21 protein-coding genes are annotated in these 22,281 nt (G+C 40.9%); 18 read left to right on the top strand and 3 right to left on the bottom strand.

Annotated features, from left to right (window positions below; translation table 11 throughout):
• Positions 1-95: 95 nt before the first annotated feature.
• A complete protein-coding gene (locus tag JWQ54_RS16065; protein ID WP_299586655.1) occupies positions 96-1,739 on the top strand; it encodes a M1 family metallopeptidase in 1,644 nt (547 codons plus the stop codon).
• 322 nt (positions 1,740-2,061) lie between these two features.
• Here the strand turns inward: JWQ54_RS16065 and JWQ54_RS16060 are convergent, their stop codons facing one another.
• A complete protein-coding gene (locus JWQ54_RS16060) occupies positions 2,062-3,390 on the bottom strand; it encodes an alpha-L-fucosidase (protein ID WP_299586653.1) in 1,329 nt (442 codons plus the stop codon).
• Positions 3,391-3,735: 345 nt separating this feature from the next.
• Between JWQ54_RS16060 and prfA the strand changes: the two genes are divergently transcribed.
• The 11 genes from prfA to JWQ54_RS16005 all read left to right on the top strand — a co-directional run bounded on the left by prfA (position 3,736) and on the right by JWQ54_RS16005 (position 13,497).
• Positions 3,736-4,809, top strand: a complete 1,074-nt coding sequence (gene prfA / locus JWQ54_RS16055; RefSeq protein WP_299586651.1) for a peptide chain release factor 1 — start codon at positions 3,736-3,738, stop codon at positions 4,807-4,809.
• A gap of 288 nt (positions 4,810-5,097) precedes the next feature.
• A complete protein-coding gene (locus JWQ54_RS16050; protein ID WP_299586649.1) occupies positions 5,098-6,045 on the top strand; it encodes an FAD:protein FMN transferase in 948 nt (315 codons plus the stop codon).
• Positions 6,046-6,277: 232 nt separating this feature from the next.
• Positions 6,278-6,613, top strand: a complete 336-nt coding sequence (locus JWQ54_RS16045) for a hypothetical protein (protein ID WP_299586647.1) — start codon at positions 6,278-6,280, stop codon at positions 6,611-6,613.
• A 30-nt stretch (positions 6,614-6,643) separates the two neighbouring features.
• On the top strand, positions 6,644-7,525 hold the full coding sequence (locus tag JWQ54_RS16040; protein WP_299586644.1) for a hypothetical protein: 882 nt from the start codon (positions 6,644-6,646) through the stop codon (positions 7,523-7,525).
• 6 nt (positions 7,526-7,531) lie between these two features.
• Entirely contained in the window at positions 7,532-8,215 is a 684-nt protein-coding gene (locus tag JWQ54_RS16035; RefSeq protein WP_299586641.1) for a response regulator transcription factor, read from the top strand.
• Positions 8,216-8,322: 107 nt separating this feature from the next.
• Positions 8,323-9,660 (top strand): cell wall metabolism sensor histidine kinase WalK, encoded by a 1,338-nt coding sequence (locus JWQ54_RS16030; protein ID WP_299586638.1) that lies wholly within the window; start codon positions 8,323-8,325, stop codon positions 9,658-9,660.
• Positions 9,661-9,825: 165 nt separating this feature from the next.
• Positions 9,826-10,659 (top strand): DUF6515 family protein, encoded by an 834-nt coding sequence (locus JWQ54_RS16025; RefSeq protein ID WP_299586636.1) that lies wholly within the window; start codon positions 9,826-9,828, stop codon positions 10,657-10,659.
• 262 nt (positions 10,660-10,921) lie between these two features.
• On the top strand, positions 10,922-11,602 hold the full coding sequence (locus tag JWQ54_RS16020; RefSeq protein ID WP_299586633.1) for an OmpA family protein: 681 nt from the start codon (positions 10,922-10,924) through the stop codon (positions 11,600-11,602).
• Between the two features lie 118 nt (positions 11,603-11,720).
• Complete coding sequence (locus JWQ54_RS16015) at positions 11,721-12,107, top strand: hypothetical protein (RefSeq protein ID WP_299586631.1); 387 nt, start codon at positions 11,721-11,723, stop codon at positions 12,105-12,107.
• 74 nt (positions 12,108-12,181) lie between these two features.
• Entirely contained in the window at positions 12,182-12,682 is a 501-nt protein-coding gene (locus tag JWQ54_RS16010) for a heavy-metal-associated domain-containing protein (RefSeq protein ID WP_299586628.1), read from the top strand.
• 11 nt (positions 12,683-12,693) lie between these two features.
• Entirely contained in the window at positions 12,694-13,497 is an 804-nt protein-coding gene (locus JWQ54_RS16005) for a hypothetical protein (RefSeq protein WP_299586625.1), read from the top strand.
• 85 nt (positions 13,498-13,582) lie between these two features.
• On the opposite strand, the gene JWQ54_RS16000 is transcribed toward JWQ54_RS16005, so the two are convergent.
• A complete protein-coding gene (locus tag JWQ54_RS16000) occupies positions 13,583-16,450 on the bottom strand; it encodes a pitrilysin family protein (RefSeq protein WP_299586623.1) in 2,868 nt (955 codons plus the stop codon).
• Positions 16,451-16,660: 210 nt separating this feature from the next.
• On the opposite strand from JWQ54_RS16000, the gene JWQ54_RS15995 reads away from it, so the two are divergent.
• From JWQ54_RS15995 to JWQ54_RS15975, 5 genes are all read left to right on the top strand, one after another.
• On the top strand, positions 16,661-17,782 hold the full coding sequence (locus JWQ54_RS15995; RefSeq protein ID WP_299586621.1) for an alpha/beta hydrolase-fold protein: 1,122 nt from the start codon (positions 16,661-16,663) through the stop codon (positions 17,780-17,782).
• Positions 17,783-18,052: 270 nt separating this feature from the next.
• On the top strand, positions 18,053-18,634 hold the full coding sequence (locus JWQ54_RS15990) for a Crp/Fnr family transcriptional regulator (RefSeq protein ID WP_299586618.1): 582 nt from the start codon (positions 18,053-18,055) through the stop codon (positions 18,632-18,634).
• A 118-nt stretch (positions 18,635-18,752) separates the two neighbouring features.
• A complete protein-coding gene (locus JWQ54_RS15985; RefSeq protein ID WP_299586616.1) occupies positions 18,753-19,631 on the top strand; it encodes an NmrA/HSCARG family protein in 879 nt (292 codons plus the stop codon).
• A gap of 91 nt (positions 19,632-19,722) precedes the next feature.
• Positions 19,723-20,589: a pirin family protein gene (locus JWQ54_RS15980; RefSeq protein ID WP_299586613.1), complete on the top strand. Its 867-nt coding sequence runs from the start codon at positions 19,723-19,725 to the stop codon at positions 20,587-20,589.
• A gap of 146 nt (positions 20,590-20,735) precedes the next feature.
• Positions 20,736-21,344: a CPCC family cysteine-rich protein gene (locus JWQ54_RS15975; RefSeq protein ID WP_299586610.1), complete on the top strand. Its 609-nt coding sequence runs from the start codon at positions 20,736-20,738 to the stop codon at positions 21,342-21,344.
• Positions 21,345-21,661: 317 nt separating this feature from the next.
• Here JWQ54_RS15975 and JWQ54_RS15970 read toward each other — a convergent pair whose 3' ends face one another.
• A complete protein-coding gene (locus JWQ54_RS15970) occupies positions 21,662-21,802 on the bottom strand; it encodes a hypothetical protein (protein ID WP_299586607.1) in 141 nt (46 codons plus the stop codon).
• Between the two features lie 62 nt (positions 21,803-21,864).
• Between JWQ54_RS15970 and JWQ54_RS15965 the strand changes: the two genes are divergently transcribed.
• Positions 21,865-22,281 (top strand): alpha/beta hydrolase-fold protein (locus JWQ54_RS15965; protein WP_299586605.1); only part of this gene is annotated, 417 nt, incomplete at its 3' end.

Raw genomic sequence — 22,281 nt, 5'->3', positions numbered from 1 at the left:
TCCGAAAGTCGGAAAAGTCAGTAAAGTCCGGGAGACGGAAGCTTGATGCGGGAAGTTTTTAAGATGTTTACATATAGAATTTAAATAATATTACCATGTATAAAGCCTTTTCATTTTTTGTTTTAGGGTTGATGAGTTGCTTATTAGCCAAAGCGCAGGTTCCAACGTTTGATGTGCAGCATTACCGGTTTGCTATCCAGCTTAATGATGCCAATGACACCATTAAGGGTCAGGCCAAGGTGCGGATTAAGTTTTTGAAAGATGTAAATTCGTTTCAGCTTGACCTTGTTAAACAGAAAGGGGCTGCGCCTGATTCAGTCAATAATGCGGGCAGCACGCATGTAACGGCGAATAAAAAAACAACCGGTAGCGGTAAAGGCATGCTGGTATCTGCAATAACAGAAGATGGCAAAGACGTAGCATTTGCGCAGGATGCTGATGTAATAAATATAAACACAACCGCCGCAACCAATAGTGTACACTCCTACACTATTATTTACCAGGGGATCCCGGCCGACGGACTTATTATATCAACCAATAAGTTTGGGCATCGCACCTTTTTTGGGGATAACTGGCCCAACCGCGCCCACAACTGGCTGCCCTGTGCCGACTATCCGGGAGATAAGGCCCAGGTTGATTTTATAGTTACTGCGCCTGATCATTACGGTGTTGTATCTAACGGCTTAAAGGTTGAAGAAACCATTTTACCAAATCATTTAAAGCTTACTCATTGGAAAGAAACCGCACAGCTGCCAACCAAAGTAATGGTAATTGGCGTTGCTGATTTTGCGATAGATCATCCCGGAGATGTGGGCGCCATCCCGGTATATACTTATGTTTTCCCTGAAAACAAGGATGCCGGTTTTAAAAACTATGCAGTGGCAACGGGAATCTTACCGTATTATATAAAACATGTTGGCCCGTTTGCTTACAAAAAGCTGGCCAATGTGCAGTCAAAAACCATATTTGGCGGCATGGAAAATGCCGGGGCTATTTTCTATTTTGAAAACTCCACTACCACAAAAGGAATTGAAGAGCTAATGGCACACGAAATTGCCCACCAATGGTTTGGTGATGCCGCCAGCGAAAAAAACTTTGGACATGTTTGGCTTAGCGAAGGCTTTGCCACCTATATGACTAATCTGTACCTTGAGAATAAGTATGGTGTTGATACTTTAAAAAAGCGGGAGATTGAAGACCGGAAAGCTGTTTTTAGCTTTGAAAAAACAAGGAATACACCTATTGTAGATACTGCTGTAAAAGACAATTATATGCAATTGCTAAATGCCAACAGTTACCAGAAAGGCGGCTGGGTATTACACATGCTCCGCAGAAAATTGGGCGATGCGGCATTTTGGAAAGGCATCAGGAATTATTATGCAAAATATAACGGCGGCAATGCTTATACCAGCGGCCTGCAAAAAATAATGGAGCAGGCAAGCGGAAAAGATCTGAAACAATTTTTTCAGCAATGGCTTTTCACAGCGGGTCATCCCGATTTAGGCATTACCTGGAAATACAATGCGGCTAAAGGCGTGGTTGAGCTAACGGTTACTCAAAAACAGGGCCCCCTATATGAGGTGTCATTAGAAGTATCTTTAGATAAGCAGCAGCATACCATTAGCCTTAAAGACAAGATCACAACAGTTCAGTTTAAAGTGCCGTCAAAACCTACGGAAGTAAAAGCCGATCCCAATGTGAATTTGCTGGCAACTTTTGAGGTGAGGGAGGGTAATTAAGGTTATTCGGCGGGAATTGGTTCAAAGGTGTGATGTAATGGGTTGTCATGCTTCGAGTGCTTACTCATGACAGTTATATTGAACATACAATGGGCTGTCACCCTGAGCCTGTCGAAGGGCGACGTGCGCAGAAGCCTGTCCGCGTGCTAAGCATGGTGCTGAGGCCTTTGCCCGCGTCCTGGTTCGACAAGCTCACCATGATAACCCCACCCTTGTCATTCCTCCTTTAGATTCTGCAGGATTTTATATCAGCATGACATCCCCTTGTGGCTTTGCCCCAGATTTCGAGGTTTTTAACTTCGATTACAAAAGATGCCGTTATTTACTTCAACCCGCCCTGCCCCCGATATAGTTTTATAGGGCCATTCAGCTTTAGTTTCAATACAGTCATATATTTATCCTGCACTCCGTCGGGCAGGTTTATGTAAACCAGGCCCGGCACAGGGCTCCATGATATTTTGCCCACTATTTTGTGGGTTAGCTTTGTGCCATCTCCTACAACGGAGATCTCGTCAATTTTGCAATCCAGCCCCTTCACCATTAGCTGACCGCTTGTTTTGCCGGCTACAAATAAATAAAGTGTGGTTGAATCTTTCGACAAGGTTGTTGGTCCATAAAAATGCCCGGCGGGGATGCCGCCTTTCGTACCGAATATAGCTTCTGCATGTTTTTTATTCCAGGCACCCAGTTCTTTCAGCACATTAACTTCCTGGTCGGGAATGGTTCCGTCTTCTTTTGGGCCGATATCTAAAAGCAAATTCCCGCCATTGGCAACCACATCTGCAAAAAGGGTAATGATCTCGTATGGCGTTTTCCAGTTCTGATCTGCCTGCTGGTAGCCCCAGTTGTCATTAATCGTCATACAAAGCTCCCACCATTTAAACGGCGGCCGGGTAACAGGGAAATTTTGTTCGGGTGTATTATAATCTCCATAGCCTTGTAAGCGGCCGTTTATAATTGCAGCAGGGTTTTTAGAGAGTATAATATGCCTTACCTTTTCCGCCTCCCATTCTTCGGCGCTGTGTTCCCAATCGCCATCAAACCACCACAGGTCAGGATTATACATCTTGCTTATTTCTGTGATCTGTCCCTGGAAAAAGGTCCTGAAATTGTTCCAGCGATCATAATCCTTTTGCACAATATACCGCGAACTGTCTTTTAAAAAGCCGGGATAGTTGGGATGCGACCAGTCGATCAATGAAAAATAGGCGCCGCATTTAATCCCCCGCTTGCGTAATTCCTCAAAAAAGGGTTTTACCATGTCCCTGTTAGCGGGTGTTGCCTTTACTATGTTTAAATTATCCTGTTTTGTATCATACATGGCTACCCCATCGTGATGTTTGGTGGTAATAACAGCGTAGCGGGCGCCGCTTTCCTTAATCAAATCGGCCCAATAAGCAGGATCATACTTTTTAAGCGTAAATCCGTTAAGCTGTTTCATATAATCAGCATAGCTGATCTTTTTGTTATGAAAGCTCCATGATTCATCAATGCCATTTACCGAATAAATGCCCGCATGTATAAAAATGCCCAATTTGGCATCCTCAAACCATTTCATTTTCTCACTGATGGTTTTAGGGTCAATTTGGGTTTGGGCCCGGCAATAAACAAATCCCCAGCAAAAAAAGATCAGCAGCAGTATTTTTTTCATAACGGCAGTATTTTGATTCATAAATAGACCATGCAATATTAGTAAGATTTTATTAAAGGATATTTGAGCAGGGTTTAAGCTATACTAATTTTGCTATTTAAGAAAATAGTTTAATTGAGGCTCGTCCACAAATTAGCTTCATCAAAACAATCGGTCAAACATCTGCGATTCTCTTTACACCCCAATGAAAAATAATCAGCCAAAATTCCGTACTTTTGTGCGCTTTTTAAACTAAGATTTATGGGACTAACCGGATAGCAGGCTTTTAAGATCTGCTCGTCGTTTAAACCAATCCTGGTAAAAACAGCGGAATAGCCGCAATCATTAAAATAAGCGGTCAAAATTATGTTAGAGAAATTAGAAGCGATATTTCAACGCTGGAAAGATGTAGAAGCTGAACTGAGCAGCCCTGATGCCATGGCTGATATGAAGCGCTTTGCCCAGCTGAATAAAGAATATAAAGACCTTGCCAAGGTTGTTGACCAATACAACATCTACCGCAATATCATGAGCAATATTGAAAGCAACAAGGAGATTTTGGCAACTGAAAAGGACGAAGAGTTCCGCGAGATGGCTAAAATGGAGCTTGATGAATTGCTGGGTAAGCAGGACGAGATGGAAGAAACCATCCGCCTGATGCTGATCCCTAAAGATCCCGAGGATTCAAAAAATGCCATTATTGAAATTCGTGGTGGCACCGGTGGTGATGAAGCTGCCCTTTTTGCCGGCGACCTTTACCGTATGTACATGCGCTACTGCGAAAGGCGTGGCTGGAAAACCGAACTTGTTGATTACACCGAAGGCACATCAGGCGGGTATAAGGAAATTGTATTTAACGTTAATGCCGAAGATGCATATGGCAATTTAAAATACGAATCCGGCGTTCACCGGGTACAGCGTGTACCTGATACGGAAACCCAGGGCCGTGTACATACATCGGCAGCTACCGTTGTGGTATTGCCCGAAGTGGATGAGTTTGATATTGATCTGCAGGTAAGCGATATCCGTAAAGATCTGTTCTGCGCATCCGGTCCGGGTGGGCAATCGGTGAATACAACCTACTCTGCGGTAAGGCTAACGCACCTACCATCAGGGATTGTTGCACAGTGCCAGGATCAAAAATCACAATTAAAAAATTACGATAAGGCATTACAGGTATTGCGTTCACGTGTTTATGAAATGGAACTGCAAAAGCACCTGGAAATAACCTCCAAAAAACGTAAAACAATGGTATCAACCGGTGATCGTTCTGCCAAGGTGCGTACCTACAATTACCCGCAGGGGCGCTTAACCGAACATCGCATTGGCTTAACCATATATAACCTGGTTGGTGTAATGAACGGCGATCTGCAGGATATTATGGAGGCATTGCAATTTGCAGAAAACGCTGAAAAACTGAAAGAAGGAACTGTGGCGTAAGGGGTCTGGAGTCTTTAGCCCTGAGTCTTAAGTCAAATGGAGATAGATAAAAGACTTACGACTCAAGACTACGTACTAATCTTAAGGACTAATTATAAGAATAGTGTCATAAAGCCGCCTTTACGCGGCTTTTGCATTTATGGAAATCCCGTTTTCATCTCATTTTCATAAAGTCCTGCTATTTTAGCAGCATAAACATTAGGAATGTTTTGCATAATTATATTTTAATGCAGGATAAGTCCGGTTTATTTAAAGTCGTTTTTTAATGCTTTTTTAAATTGTAAGCGTATGTTGGCAATAAAGACCATTTCTCATAATTCAATCATTTTCAGGCGTTCAGTGCGCTTAATGGGTGATCAGTTTGAAATCAGTGTTGTTGGTAATAACCCTTCATGGGCCGAAGATCGTTTTGATGATGCAGTGGGTGAGATCAACAGGGTTGAAAAATTGTTAAGCGCCTTTGGTGAAGATAGCTGCATTAACGAGATAAACCGGAATGCAGGGGTTAAACCTGTAAAAGCAAACGCCGAGATCTTCAAATTAATTGATCGTTCCCTGCAAATATCTGCGCTTACTCATGGCGCATTTGATATTACATATTACGCTGCCGATAAAGACGGTTCAAATTTTGATACTGTTCAAAAAAAAAGTAATAGCGCTGTTAGGTCTGCGGTTAGCAATGTGAACTATAAAAGTGTTGAACTTAATGCAAATGAGCAAACGGTTTTTTTGAAAGAGACCGGCATGCGCATAGGTTTTGCCTCAAACAGCAAAGGATACGCTGCTGACAGGGCAAAATACATATTGCAATTACAGGGAGTTAGCAGCGGCGTTATTAATGCCGGCGGCGATTTACTTACCTGGGGTGCCCAGCCTGATAGTGAGCCATGGACCATTGCAATCGCCGATCCATCGCAGGAAAAACAGCCTTTTGCAAATGTAGCTATTAGCGATATGGCCGTGGCAACCTCTTTAAATACCGAAAAGTATGCTACTATAGTTGATAAAAAGCTTTTAGGTTCCTTTAACCCTAAAAAAGGTTTTCCGGTAAGCAAAATTAAAAGCGTAAGCATTATAAGCACAACAGCCGAACTTGCGGATGCTATGGCAACCCCTGTACTGGCAATAGGTGTTAATGCAGGCTTGTATTTAATAAATCAATTAAACCAAATAGCTGCGGTGATCATTGATGATCATAACCGCATTTATACTTCAAAAAGTATAAACGTTAATTAAATTTTTATTTATTCATTGAATTATAAATAAATAAAAGCTAATTTAATTCATATTGGTGTACATTTAACACCAACAATACTATTGAAATAAACCTCAATTATATAATTCCAATCAGTTTAGATTTCGTAGTGCGTAGTGCCTGTATCTAATGTCCGTTGGGCTCTGCTAATTAAATGGCTAAAAGTTTAATTGAATACTATTTGAAAAGAATTTTAACATTTTCTACTCTTCAATGATAAAGTGGTTTGCGTATATTGTCCTGTTATTAATATTTGCACCCTGTTTATCGTCTGCTAAAATAAAAAATAACTATTTTGATTTTGTTTATAATAAATTGGAGATAAGTTTGTCTTTGAATAAGATCTTGACGGATACTACCAAAACTAAAAAACAGGAACTGGAAGATAAAAAGAAGATTAAAGAGGTAGCCAAAGCTAAAAAACAGCCCAAACCAGAAAAAATTGAATCTGGTGACAACCCGGCGACACCTAAAGCTAAGCCAAAACGACAACGGAGGCCGGAAGGTTTGGAAAGACCGCCTGAAATACCAAGAAGAAATGGCAACTAACAAACTCAACCTTCACATTATTATATATCAATGAAATACTATTTTGTATTGCTTTTGCTTATAATTGGTTCTGCTGTAAATGCTGCTGCGCTAAGGCCGCTGTATAAAAGCCGGTCGAGCTATGCAATTGCCGATACGGATACTGTTTTTAGGAAGCAATCTATCTCTGTTGGCGCAAATTACGGCAGCGATGTGCAGTTTTTTGGACGCACCGGGCCTATTAAATATCCTTTTATAAGTACTGATTTTGTATATAATGCCAAATCGGGGTTTTTCGTGTATGGATCAGCGGTAAAAGTATTAGGGTATGATCCACTGGTTGATGAGTTTGACGTAGGCACAGGCTTTTTTTATAAATACACCAAAAAAATATCAGGTACCATAAGCTATTCGCGGTTCCTTTTTGCAAAAGCCGCGGCTGACGTAATAAAGTCGGCCTCATCAAACGATATAAATTTTAAAAATAGCTTCGACTGGAAAATAGCCAAATCAAGCATTACTGCTGATTATCTTTTTGGTAAATCAAGCGACTTTTTTCTAACCTTTAGCACTTCTAAATATATTGAAACCAGCTGGAGCGTTTTTGATGATAAGGATTACCTTTCATTCAATCCTACGGTAAGCGCCATATTTGGCACGCAAAACTTTGTTCAAAAATTTTCAACTGATCATCCAAACAAGTTTGCCTTATATGATGTATCCGAGTCACTGGAAGGGTTGGCTCAGCAGCCTTATAATAACGGAAGGTTTAACGCACTTAATTACAGTATTAAATTGCCTATTGCCTATAACAGGCCGCATTATACTTTTGAGGCAGCGTGGAAATACTCTATACCGGTTAATGTGGAGGGCGCATTAAAAAACAGGCACGAGGTTTTTTTTAACCTGACATTTTACTACCTATTTTTTTAAATCAGTATGAATGTTTTGATAATTGAAGACGAAAGGGCACTGGCAGACGAGTTGGAGATTTTTCTGACCAATTACAACTACATCTGCGAAGTGTGTTTTGACGGGACGTCCGCCTCTGAAAAAATTGCTGTAAATCTGTACGATTTTATTTTGATTGATCTGGGTCTGCCCGATTATGATGGTCTTGATCTGCTTAAGGAAGCAAAAAAAAATAATCCTGAAGCAATTTGCATTATACTCACCGCCAGGGCCGAAGTTTATGACCGTATAAAAGGGTTGGACCTGGGCGCCGATGATTATTTACCAAAGCCATTTTCTTTATTAGAGCTGCAAAGCCGGATGCAGGCCATAACCCGCAGGCGCTTTGGTTTGAATCAAAGCCTTGTTGACCTGGGCGGGTTCTTAATAAATTTAACTGAACGTACCATTACCTATTATAACACCGAGGTAAATACAATTACAAAAAAAGAATTTGACCTTATAGCTTATTTAATATTGCATAAAAACCGTACGCTTACGCGCTCGCAATTAAGTGAGCATATTTGGGGAAGTATTATAAATGACGATTACGACTCTAACTATATTGATGCGCACATTAAAAATATCCGCAAAAAGCTAAATGCCCATGCCCCGCCCGACTGGCTGGAAACAGTACGGGGCCTGGGTTATAAAATAAAAATAAACAGTTGATAAGGAAGAGAATCAAGATGTCAAGAATCTAAAGCGGATATTTTCCTACTCTTGCATCTTGATTCCTCACATCTTGATTCTGGGCTCTTGACATCTTGCATCTACAAATGAAGCTAAAAACCAAACTTACGCTGTTTAATACCATTTCAAAGCTGGTAATTGTAACCATTTTTGTGATGCTTTTGCCCAGTTTGATAAAAAATATTAACCAAACCTATACAGATAGTAAGCTCAGGAAACAAAAAGATAAGCTGCTGCATATAGTTGAAAGCCAGGGCATACAAAGCTATATCCAGGCCGGTGAAAGCGACGCAAGCTATTATACGCCTCTTAAAGAGGATTATGTTAGTTTGGATGTGGATTCATTACCCGGAAATATTGATACCATTAAAAACGAAAAGCGCATACTGCAGGGCGATACTATTGAATACCGAATACTCAGCCACAATTTCAAAGTTCACAATAAAAAATACCTGCTTGAAATTGCCATCAGCGTTGATGCTATCACCGAGACTACACGGCCACTGCAAAACATAGCATTCCAGGTATTATTGGGCATGATATTGCTCACCATAATGGCCGATCAGCTTTATTCAAATTATGTGCTTAAGCCTCTTAGTTTAATCATCAAAACAAAACTGGTAGGCCATAAATTTCCAAATTTTGGGCCCTTTAAAGAGGTGAAAACAACCACTTCCGATTTTCAGCACCTGGATATCAGTATCCATAAAATGATTGAGACCATCGAAAGTACGTTTCAAAAAGAACGCGAATTTATTTCAAACGCATCGCACGAGCTGATGACGCCTATATCAATACTGCAATCAAAAATCGAGAACATGTTTGAACAGGAAGATATTGTAGATGAGGTTAAAGCCAGGCTGCTGGAGATGCAAAAGATACTAAACCGTTTAAAAAGCATCACCAAAACTTTATTGCTGATATCGCAAATTGAAAATGAGCAATTTTTAAAAGAGGATAAAATTTCACTATCGGTACTGCTGCAGGACGTTTATGATGAGATCTCTATCAGGCTGCAGGATAAAAACATCAGCTATGAGGCGACTTTGCCAACCGACTGGCATTTAGTTAATGTAAATAAGTTTCTGTTGTTTAATTTATTCTTTAACCTCATTAATAACGCCATAAAATATAACAACCCTGATGGTGAAATAAAGGTAACTGCTGCCAGTGAAAACAACACTTTTACGGTTAGCATAACAGATACAGGTATAGGCATCAATGGTGAAGATATTCCTTACATATTTAACCGTTTTAAGAAGTTCAGGCAATCACTCCAGCAAGACAGTTTTGGCCTGGGGCTGCCCATTGTAAAATCAATCGCCGGGTTCCACCATATCAGGATAGAGGTGAGATCAGAAAAGGGGAAGGGCAGTACATTTAAGCTCATTTTTCCAGCTGATATTGTAGAAATTAAGGCTTAAAAAGTTCAGAAAAACGGGTAATTAGGATTTTGATTTTCTTATCAATATTTTTGATCAATGCATTAAACCATCGCCTGATTTTTTTGTCTAACAATAGATCAGTTTATTTTAGAAGGGCTCTATACTTAAAATAAAAATTTCTGTTAAATAAGTTATAATAAAAATATGAAAAGGTTATATAAATATGCATCCGGTTTGTTTTTAACAGGGATGCTTTCTGTGCTTATGGTTGCTTCAGCCAGCGCCCAGCGTGGTGCAAGTCATGGTGGTGGTGGTGTCAGGATGAGTGGCGGCGGCGGCGGCTTTCGCAGTAGTGGTTTTGGGGTATCACGTCCAAGTACCGGCTTAAGTGCCCGCGGAAACAACTTAAGCACGCGCGGTAATATGGCTGCTGTTGGCTATCGGGGCCGTACAGGCAATTACCTTGGTGGTTCAACCGGTTATCATGGCGGTGCATTTTACCGCAACGGCTTAGGCTATTATGGTTACCCTCACCTTGGCTTTTATTTAGGTGTTTTGCCTTTTGGCTACTATCCGTTTTACTGGGGATCATCATTATACTATTATTACGGCGGTGTATTTTACAGTCCTTATGATAATGGCGGTTACCAGGTTACTGAACCACCTGTTGGTGCCGGCGTACCTGATCTTCCGGACGATGCCCAGCCTATAAAGATTGATGGCGTACAGTATTATGAGCTTGATGGTGTTTATTACAAAGAAAGCGTTGATGATAAAGGCAAAAAGATCTATGTGGTTGCCGGTAAAGACGGTGTTTTAAACACCGGCGATGAGGTTACTGACCCTAATGCCGCTGTATCAGCCCCGCAGGTTGGTGATATTGTAAATCAATTGCCTGACGATTGCCGTAAAGTATCATTAAACGGGAAAAAATATTTTGTTTCTCCTAATAATATCTATTACGAAAAAGTAACTGGTCCTGATGGTAACACAGCATACAGGATAGCAAGCTTACCGAGCGACGACAAAGGTATTTAATTGCCGATACTTACAATATTTTAGAACGGCCCCTATTGATCGGGGCCTTTTTATTTATGAATATTTTATAAAATCATCAAGTGTATTAAATATTAGGCGGTTATACTTAATATCCTGATTATTTAAAATGCAGCCTGCTTATCTTATTAAAAATATTTCGCTTAAGTAATAAATTTAATCAATAAGGTAATAAATGGATTATTTGTCTCATTTATTGCTTTTGGCATTTGCTTTGCAAGCAGGCAAGTATATATAATAAATTATGAAAACTTTAAAAACCAGGATCGCTACTTATAGTATAGCACTAGCAATGGCCGGCATTTTAGGTGCAGGCTGTAATTCATTAACAAAAACTCAAAAAGGCGCAGCTATCGGAGCTGGCGGCGGCGCTGTTATTGGCGGATTGGTAGGTAAAGCTGCCGGCAATACAGCATTGGGCGCCATAGTTGGCGGTGCTGTCGGAGGTACTGCGGGTGCATTAATTGGCCATAAAATGGATAAGCAGGCTGCGGAAATTAAACAAACTGTCCCCGGAGCCACCGTTACCAGGGCCGGCGAGGGCATTATTGTTAACTTTAGCTCAGGAATATTGTTTGATACTGATAAGGCCGACGTAAAATCCGCCGCACAAACAAACCTGCAAAATCTTGCTGCTTCGTTACAGAATAACCCGGAAACTAACATCCTGATAGTGGGCCATACCGATAATACAGGTACCGATACTCACAATATGGATCTTTCGATAAGAAGAGCGGATGCTGTAAAGTCAGTAATTACTGCTGATAATATAAACGGATCAAGATTAACCGTACAAGGAAAAGGAGAAACTGAACCTATTGGCGATAATAATACAGTTAGCGGCCGTGCGCAAAACCGCCGGGTAGAGATTGTTATTGTTGCTAATGAACAAATGAAAGCACAGGCTAAAACCACAGGTCAATAATCCGGTACGCAGCTTTTTTATAAAAAAAAAATGAACCCTGTCCAGGTTTGGCGGGGTTTATTGTTTTTGTTGAAATTAAAACAGTTTGTAATCAATAAGTTAAATAGTACTTTTGTGTATGATTAAAAGATCAGGCGCATTAATATTGGCTTTGCTGTATTTAGTTACGGTGACAGGCTTTGCGCTTAATCTGCACTATTGCCTTAGCCAGGTATATTCAGTAAATATCAATACACCTGCCAAAAGCTGTAGCAAGCTGGATGCCGGAAGTATGAAGTGCTGCCACAATAAGCACTTTGAGATAAAAGTAAAGGATGCTCACAAGGCTCCATTAACTTCTGAGTCATCCAAAACATTTAACTTAAGCCTGCCCGTATTACCTTTTGCTGATCCTCTATTTACCGCAAAACCTGGGTTCCTGGCAGACATCTTATACAAAGATCTGCCAGATCCGCCTTTAAACAACATTCCCGCCTTTTTAAGAAACCACACATTTCTGATCTGATCAATATTAAGATGCTGCTTTGTGCAGTAATGAATAATTATTTAACAATTTTTTAACATTAATTTTTGATCGACATGAAAACCCTAAAAATATTTGTGATCCTGCTGGTGCTCACCACAGGAATAGCCAAAGCTCAATTCACCAAAGCCGAATTACAGGTTAGCGGCCTTACCTGCGCATTATGCGCCAAAGCCACCGAAAAAGCTTTAAAAACGCTTCCGTTTATCGGCGAAATAAAAACAGACCTTATCAGGAACACCTTTCTGCTTACTTTTAAAAGCGGTGAACAGGTAAACTTTGACCAGATAAGCAAAAAGGTACAGGACGCCGGATTTTTTGTAAACAGTCTTAAGACCACCTTTGATTTTACCAGCGTAAAAGTTGCCGACAATTATTTTAGCTATGGTGGTGATACATTTCAATTGATGAATGCAACTAAATCGCCAGAGGGCCAGGTTGCTGTAACTATTGTTGACAAAGGCTTTGCACCAAAATCGGTGTCTAAAAAATATCTGGGCCAAATTGCCAATGCCAGTACATCAAACGCTGGCCGGGTTTATCACGTAGCTATATAAGCTCTATAATAATGAAGCATTTTATATTTATGGCGCTATGCCTTATTGGCATGGCTTGTCCTGTATTTGCACAGGAGTTATATGTAAATACCGAACCCGCCAGTAACATGGCAACCAGTTCGCTTGGCATCAGGCTGGAAAACCAGGGCTATTTTAAACCAACCTATAAAAACCGCAGCACGCTTGAGTTAATGTATGGAGCCAGCAGGCATTTAATGGTACATGGCTCGTTATATGTATCTGATTATTATCAAAGCAGTCAGCATTTTGAGGGGGGCAGTGTTTATGCAAAATACCGTTTTCTATCCGTCGATTCTGTACAGAAGCATTTTCGGGGTGCATTTTTTGCAAAGCTATCGGGCATCAACAATCCCATAGTTAACCAGGAAATTACTTTAGAGGGCGATAATTCCGGCTTGCAAAGCGGCCTGGTTTTTACCCAGCTTTTACATAAGCTCGCCCTGTCGGGCTCGGTAAGTTATTTGCATGCCTGGGATAATGCGGGAGATAATAATATTCCATTATCCAATGCAAAAAATGCCATTGGTTATACATTATCATCCGGGTACCTGCTTTTGCCAAAAGCTTACAAAAGTTATGAACAGGTAAATTTAAATGTGTACGCTGAATTTTTAGGAAAAATAAACCCGGGCTATGGACAAAGCTACCTGGATGCCGCCCCGGCAGTTCAGCTAATTTTTAACAGTACCATAAGGGTCGACTTTTCATACCGGATCCCTCTATACAATACAATGGTACGAAATACAGCGAATATGTATTTGGTTAGGGTGGAGTATAATTTATTTAATTTGTGATTGCTGGCAGGTTAACCTGTGTTATTATCATCTGCCTGTTAACAAACAACCTTGTAGTTATTAGCTACAAGGTTGTTTTATTGTTTTACTTCTTTTCAGGCAGCAAAATAAATTTAATTAAATTATTACCGCTAAGGAATTTGTTGGCAGCATCCTTTGTGCTTTGAACGGTTATATTGCCAAGGTTGCTAACATGGCGCAATATCGCATCCGGGTCGTCCTGGTTTTGTGATGCAGCACCTAAATATCCGGCCCAAAAAACATTCTCCTTTAATTGCACCTGGGTTGAGCGTGCTTCCTGGGCACTAAATTTGTCAATATCAGCCTGTAAAGCGCCGGTTTGTTTTAATTTATTTACCTCGTCAAGTGCATCGCTTGTCAGTTTATCAACATCAGCCGGGGCGCATTCAAAAGAAATAGTAAAGCTGTACCTGCTATTCGGGATCTTTTTATAATTCGCCCTAACACCGGGTGCATAGGTGCCACCATCTTTTTCCCGCAGCCTGTCTAACAACCTTATCTGCAAAATTTCTTCAAGGGCATCTATCTGTATATTGTTAGTATCGTTATAATCATAGGCGCCATTAAACACCAGCTGCACGCTGCCTTTCTCCCCAATGCCTTTATTTACTGTTTTGGTAATTTGCCCGGCAGGCGGAAAAATATTTAAATTTTTATAGGTTTCCTTGTGATTGGCTGATGGCAGGCTGGCCAAATATGCTTCTATATAAGGCTTTAATACATCAACATCAAAGTTCCCTACAAAAGTGAAAACAAACGAGCTTGCGTCAGCAAAACGATCCTTGTAAAATGAATAGGCTTTATCCAAACTGGCCTTGTTAAGCCTTTCAGGCGTTACCACCAGCTCCCTGAAATTATGATTGTTAAGCGTGGCGGAAATAGTATCCTGGAAAACACTGCCCGGGTTAAGGCCGCGGTTAGCCAGCAGGGCATTAGTTTGGCTTATATTTGCCTGCCATACATCATTATCTTTGCGGGGCTGGGTAAAGTACAGGTAAATTAATTGCATGGCGGTTTCAAAATCCTTTGGCGTTGTTCCTGCAGTTATTCCCTGCGCAACATTGCTGATATAAGGTGAAACGCTTACATTTTTACCGCTCAGGATCTTATTCAGCTGGATCTGTGTAAAATCGGCAATGCCGCTCTGCCCAATGATCCCGCCTGCAAGTTCTGCCGAAGTATAGTCTTCATCGCTTGCCAGTGAGGTGCCGCCAAAGCTGTAGCCGTTTATCAGCACCTGGTCGTTTTTAAACTTGGTTGGCTTTAATATAACTTTTACGCCATTGCTAAGCGTTAGTGTTGTAGTGCCAATAAGGCTGTCAACCTTTGATTCTGTGATCTTCCCTGCAGTTGGCAGTTTGTCAAGCAGTGGTTTGTCGCTGGTATTATCAACATAAGCGGTTACATCTTTACCGGCAGAGCTTATCCAATCTAATATGGTTTTTTCATTTGGTAATTTGTCTTTCTCGTTATCCGGGGCTTCAATAATTATAACCCTGTTTTGGTCACTCACAAATTTGCCCGCTAAAGCATTCATCTGTTCAAGGCTGATCTTATTGATGTTGTTAACATAAAAATTATACTCATACGATAAGCCAGGAATAGCATCCCCTGTTATAAAGTTTTGCTGATACTCGCCAACAAAATTGGCCGACCTCGTTTTATCTCTTTCACGATAGGCATTATCAATCCCTACCAAGGCGCTTTGTTTGGCCCTTTCCAATTCGGTTAAGGTAAAACCAAACCGGCGCACACGCTCAGTTTCTGCAACTGCTGCTTTTATAGCAGTTTCAAGGCCGCCCGGTTTAGCTACGGCAATAGTAGTAAAGGCATCCTGTCTGCCAATAAATGCACCATAACTGCTCTGCCCATAAACAAATGGAGGCGTCGGTTTTTGCGTTAATTCGCCAATACGGTCATTTAGCATCTGGTTAAACAACTGAATGCGGATGCTTTGCATAAAGTCAGCAGCCGTTTTTATGGTTGCTTGCGGATGCTTTACAATAATTTCGGCCAGTGTATACGGAAATTCTTTGTCGGTTGCTATTTTAACAACGGTACCCGGTGTAGGCGGAACAGAATAAATTGTTCGTGGCTTTTCGTTTGCAGGGTTTTGCAGCGATGAAAAATTTCTTTTGATGAGCTCAACTACGCGGGCCGGGTCAAAGTCGCCCACGGCAATTACCGCCTGCAGATCAGGACGATACCAATCATGGTAAAAACTTTTAATGGTTTCGGGTTTAAAAGTCTTCAGTATATCTTCTTTACCTATCGGGATGCGAAGTGCGTAGCGCGAGTTATTAAGCAACACCGGATATGTTTGATTGCTTAAGCGCTCCTGTGCATTCTTTCCGTTCGCCAGTTTTTCTCCAAGCACAACACCACGTTCGGCATCAATTTCTTTATCGTCAAACGTTTGATAGGCCGCCCAGTTGGCCAGTATGTTAAATCCTTTTTCAAACACAGCTACGCTATCGGTAGGCAGTGGCAGCTGGTAAACTGTTTCGTCGAAAGAGGTATAAGCATTCAAATCGGCGCCAAACTTAATGCCTGATTTTTGCAGAAAGCTTACCATATCATTTTTAGGGAAATCACGCGTGCCGTTAAAGGCCATGTGTTCGGTAAAATGTGCAAGCCCTTGCTGACTGTCTGCTTCAAGCACGGAGCCAACCTTATTTACCAGGTATAATTCAGCACGGTTTTTAGGCTCGGTATTTTTACGAACGTAATAAGTTAAGCCGTTGGGGAGCTTGCCTATTATCACCTCGGGATCAACCGGTAAAACATTCGCATTTGAAATATGTTTTTGCTCAAGCGTTCCCGGTTTGTTTTTGGGGGATGGAACGGGCTTTCTTTTGACCTGCGCAAACGCGCTACCTGACGTTATAAGCAAAGCCAGGGCGGCTACAGAAATTTTATAGTTTAATTTCATTTTTTAATTCAGGGTATATTCCGCTAAGATGCAAAACGAATGCCTTAGTTACAAATTGTTATGGTTGATTATTTTTGGTTACAACTAATTTACAAACCATCTTTTTTTTGCAGGAATTGAAGAAGTCGACAGGTTGATTTGCGATATTTGCTTATAAGACCTAAATTTAAAACACAGGCATCCCAGTCAACCTGCCTTAAATCAAAATAAATGGAACTAACCAAAATAATTAGTCGCACCATAGCGTGCTGTGTGTTGTTTAACATGATATGGAGTGTAAACCCAGCCATTGCCCAGCCACCAACCCGCGATCCGCATACGCCTGGTTATGTATCGGCCACGGAATTACCAGATGGCGCCAATCCTTCACCCGACTCTAATGGCAATTTTATTATCGGCCCCACACATGATCCTGTATCGCAATCGATGTTACAGGCTAACGTGCCGCAGGGAACCATATACCGCTTTGCTATGGATTCCAGGGACAGCAAAATTTATCCGGGCATTGCCCGGGAACCAAATACATTTGGCGCTGCAGATCCGGTAAGCCCGGCTAAATTAATTGTCACTACAAGCCATCCTGCTCCTTATACCCGCCAGGTGGCAGTGTATATTCCAAAACAGTATGTCGCTGGCAACTTAGCGCCGTTCATAGTTGGCGCGGACGGGCCAGACAATTTGCTTTTCACGGTATTAGACAACCTTATTGCCGAAGGCAAAGTACCGCCGATGATCGCCATTTCTATTGGAAACGGCAGCGGTGATGCCCAGGGCAGCGAGCGGGGCTTGGAATATGATACAATGAGCGGCCTATATGCAGAATTTGTTGAAAATGAAATATTACCGCTGGTAGAAAGCAAGTGCCAGGTAAAACTAACAAAAGACCCTGCCGGTCGCGCTGCCATGGGTGGCAGTTCGGGTGGATCATGCGCCCTGATTATGGCGTGGTACCATCCGGAATTGTATCACCGTGTGCTCACCTATTCAGGTACCTACATAAACCAACAATGGCCCTACAACCCGAAAACACCGCACGGCGCCTGGGAATTTCATGAACACCTGATCCCGAAAAGCCGGCTAAAACCATTGCGGATCTGGATGGAGGTTGGCGACCAGGACCTTTTTAATCCAAACGTAATGCGCGACGACATGCATGATTGGGTGGTTGCCAATGAAAATATGGCAAAAGTCCTCGCCGTAAAAGGCTATCCATACCAGTTTGTTTTTGCTCGCAACGCCCGGCATGTTGATAATAAAGTAAGAAAACAAACGCTTCCCGAAGCGCTGGAATGGCTTTGGAAAGATTATCGCCCGGCGAAGGGTATGAATTGATTAAGCACTTTGCTTAACTAAGGCGTTCCATTTTACACGCGGAACACCCGGAACGCTGTGAAACACGCTGATTATCAGATAAATAATAATTTAACACTTGTAAGTTACTGATAATCAGCCACATTTACTATGCGAAGTCAGCGACTTCGTACAGCGGGGGTTCAAAAACTGGCCCTACGCATTAATGAACTTGATGTATCCTTGCCATGCGAACTAACATTACACAACATTCTTTATCTTTACACTGGTTTAACTTAATCGTCAAAATCAATGCATGGTAACCTTTTAGACTACATCCACCAACGCGCTACCTCGCCACTTACAAATGATGAAGAAGCGTTAATTGTAGCGGCTTTTCACCCCAAAAAACTCCGGAAAAAGCAATACTTTTTAGAAGAAGGCAATGTGTGTAAATATGTTGGTTTTATTGTGAAAGGCGCTATGCGACAATACAGTGTAGATGACAAAGGTGTGGAGCATATGGTACAGTTATACATTGAAAATTATTGGGCAAGCGACCGTGAAAGTGCTGTCATGCTTACGCCATCGAAATATAATATTGACGCCTGGGAAGATACCCAACTGCTCGTTGCTACAGTAGCAGACATGCTGGATCTGATAGAAAAAGTGCCTTCATTTAGACAAATGACAAGATTAATGGACGAAAGAAGTTTCATCGTTTCTCAACGTAGATTGAATTCTGCCATTAGTAATACAGCAGAAAAACGCTATGAAGAATTTGCCGATAACCACCCTCAATTTATCCAGCGATTTCCCCAGCACCTTATTGCTTCTTTTTTGGGCATAACTAAAGAAACTTTAAGCAGAATCAGAAAACAAGCAATTAAATAAAATTCTATTTTGACTTTTAATTTTGCAAAACCGTTGACAAATGTCAACGGTTTTTTTTATCATATCTCATCGTTCCAGGGCGTGCTGTTACTGCAATTTTACATCATAAAACAAACAGATGAAAAAGCAGACAATAGTAGTAATTGGAGCAACAGGCTCACAAGGTAAGGGCATTGTAAATGCCCTTGTAAATGAAGGAACCTTTTTTGTAAAAGCAATAACCCGTGATCCGGAAAAATATACAGGCAAGGCAAATGAAGCAGTTTATGCAGATCTAAAAGATTTGCAATCATTAAAAGATGCTTTTACAAATGCTTATGGTGTATTTGTGGTAACTAACTTTTGGGAGGGCGCCGACGAAATTACCGAGGGTAAAAATGCCATTGAAGCGGCAAAAGCAACCGGAGTGCAACATTTTATTTGGTCAACACTTCCTGATGTGGAAGCCGTTAGTAAAGCGGCGTTTGACGTACCGCATTTTACAGGCAAAGCTAAGGTAGACGATCTGGTGAAAAGTGCAGGGTTTAAATATTCAACATTTGTTCAGCCTCCATTTTATTTTCAAAATCTTGTTGGAATGCTGAGGCCGCAGCCAAAACAAGATGGCACAACAGGTTGGACATTACCGATTGACCCAACAAAAAAGGCGATTCACATGTCAGACATTAATGACCTCGGAAAAGTAGTCGCTGGTGCATTTTTGCGACCCGAAAAAGTTGGAAACGGCAATTACCTTGCCCTGGCGACTGGGTTGTACAGCTTTAATGATATTATAGAAGCCTATAAAACCAATGGCAAAGCGTACACCTTTTCACAGGTGCCGGTCGAAATATTTTCAACTTTTTTTGAAGGGGCAAAAGAGTTAGCCGAGATGTTTGGGTATTTTGAAAAACACACTTACATGGGCCCAGGTTCAACGTCGCGAATTGAATTGGCAAAAGAAACTGCCACCCACAAATTTGTGACGCTCCAGGAATGGCTGAGTAAAAACAATTGAGAAAATGAAACCATCATGAGCTACCACTCAAAAAACAAAATGAGTATAGCTCATGATAGCTTCATCTCCATTAAAAACAAATTATATTCTGATGAAAAAGAAAACAAGTTTCTCAACAAAAGGTAATAGTACTGCTGTAGGCCCGCTATCCATCCAGCGAATGTTACCTAATCGATACGCTAACAAAGTTGGCCCTTTTGTATTTCTCGATTATGTTCGCCCCGCCGTTAAAGAAACAATAACCAAAAATGGCACGGGTGCCCATCCACACCGGGGCATTGCAACATTAACTTATATTCTTCAGGGCGAAGTAGAGCATTTTGACAGTGCTGGAAATGAGGCGATAATTCGTTCGGGAGGCGCACAGTGGATGAAAGCAGGTAATGGAATAATCCACGATGAAAATTTAAATTACGACTCCCAAACGGAGAGTAAATTTATCCAGGGATTTCAATTTTGGATAAATCTACCGGCGAAAAACAAAGCCGAAAAACCGGCTCATATAGCTGTACAAGCCAACGAAATCCCCAAAAAAACATTCCCAAATGAAAGTGGCTGGTTAAAAGTAGTTGTTGGCAGCTATGAAGACCTGAGTTCGAAGATCCCCAATTATTCCAGGCAGTTTTTGTATCATATTCAATTGAAAGCAGGCACACAATTTTCAATAACAATGGGAAATGAAACGGAAGTGGCGGCCTTTTTGCCCATACAAAATGTGATGTTAAACGACACCGAATTTCAGGCGGGCGAATTTGTTGAGTTTGACAAAGTTGCCGGAGAAATTGAAATAAAAAACCCTTCTCAGATTGCTATTGATATCCTATTATTTGGAGGAGAAGAATATACAGAGCCCGTAGTAGCTGAAGGTCCTTTTGTGATGAACTCACAGGCCGAAATAGCAAATGCCTACCGTGATTTTTATGCTGGAAAATATGGAGAAGTAAAATCAATGGCTTAAGGTAAATTATTAAAACCTTGGCTGTCCGAAGTCAGAGACTTCGGACAGCGGGGTTATCAGGTATTCCATATTCTCGTTGGGGGCAAATTTTAAATAATCGAGATAACCTTAAGGGATAAAATCATTAAAATAGATGATATTTGAATATGGCACAAATGATCCTACAAAGAAAAGAAGCAATCACGTTATCATCATTTTTTAAATTTCTAGGCCATTCGGAAGAGGAGCGAAAAACGGAAATTGAGAACGCCTTAACGGAGATTTCATTAGAACCAGGCGATGTAGCTCCTGAGATTGCCAATTATCACGCAAGAAAAAGTATCGAATACAGATTTAGTTTTTTTACCAATAGTTACCTACAGGCATTTTTATCAAAACAACTTCCAACAACTATTGAAGTGAAAGGCAAAGGCCGAAAATTATTGCCTTGCGTTTGTTGTGGCTATAAAACATTACAAGGAATTGGGTGGGAAATTTGTGCTGTGTGTTTTTGGGAAGATGATGGAGTTACCGAATTGAATAAAATGAGTGGCCCTAATCACATGACATTATTTGAAGCGAAACAAAATTTTAACAACTTTGGCTTAAGCCGCGACGGATACCAAAGTTATTGCGATCCGGATAGGATGCTCCAATTTGAAAAATCAGTGATGCGGCACAAAGTTTTTAATTTTGATGCGGCTGATGTTCAACCAGCAACGCCATTTGAGGATGCTGTTAAATATGCCGGGTATCTATCAAAAAAATCAAAATAAATCAACCCGCCTGCCTAAGTGCCTCACTTGGACACGTAACAATTTAAGCGTCCCGTAAATTAAAAGGCAGCTATTATTCCCGCCTGTCTAAGTGTCTCACTTGGACATATAATAATTTAAGCGTCCCGCTTAAATTAAAAGGCAGAAGCTATTATTCCGTATGTAATAATGGTTTCGGGGACGGAAGATCTTTAAAGAAAAGTAACAAAAAGAATATCGAATAATGAATTTTGAATATCGAACGCCGAAGGTTCTTACTTCATTATTCGATATTCAAAATTCGGTGTTCATTATTTAATTTTCTTAACTTAAGCGTATTACTGCTTGCGGCCCGACATAGCGTCAAGCGTAGTCTTCGAGATGTTCTCATAATCGGGAGCTATGCCAAAAGTGCCTGCGGGAGCCTTTTGACCAGACACGCCGGTTACTCTGCTTAAATAAGTATCTAAACCCCTCATGAAGCACTATTTGTTTAACTTTACCACCAATAATTTATTCAACTTTATCACCAAATAATTCTATGAAATTTTTTTTCTTTTCTATTATCTTCCTATTAATTTCTTTTTTTGTCAATGCACAGGAAAATAGCCCCTTTACCACGGGATTTGAGGAGACAATTCCTTCAAAGATATTGAGCCAGCAACGTAAAATTTGGATACATATTCCTAACAGCAATGGAGGGAATAAAATTAAGGACAGAGGACATTATCCTGTAGTATATGTGCTGGATGGCAGTGAAAATTTCAACACCGTTGTAAGTATCACGGAGCACATGGAAGAATCAAGCCTTTGTCCGCCAATGATTGTAGTTGGCATTGTGCCTATAGAACGCTTAAGCGAACTCACAACCGGTACGGATAAAGAATTGCCTAATGTTGTTGGAAATGGTGATAAATTTATGTCTTTTGTCGAAAAAGAACTGATACCTTATATTGAT

Origin of the sequence: Mucilaginibacter sp. (genome assembly GCF_028288225.1) — a bacterium.
Classification (GTDB): domain Bacteria; phylum Bacteroidota; class Bacteroidia; order Sphingobacteriales; family Sphingobacteriaceae; genus Mucilaginibacter.
Note: the sequence above shows the minus strand (reverse complement) of the source record. Positions and strands in the feature narration are given on the sequence as shown.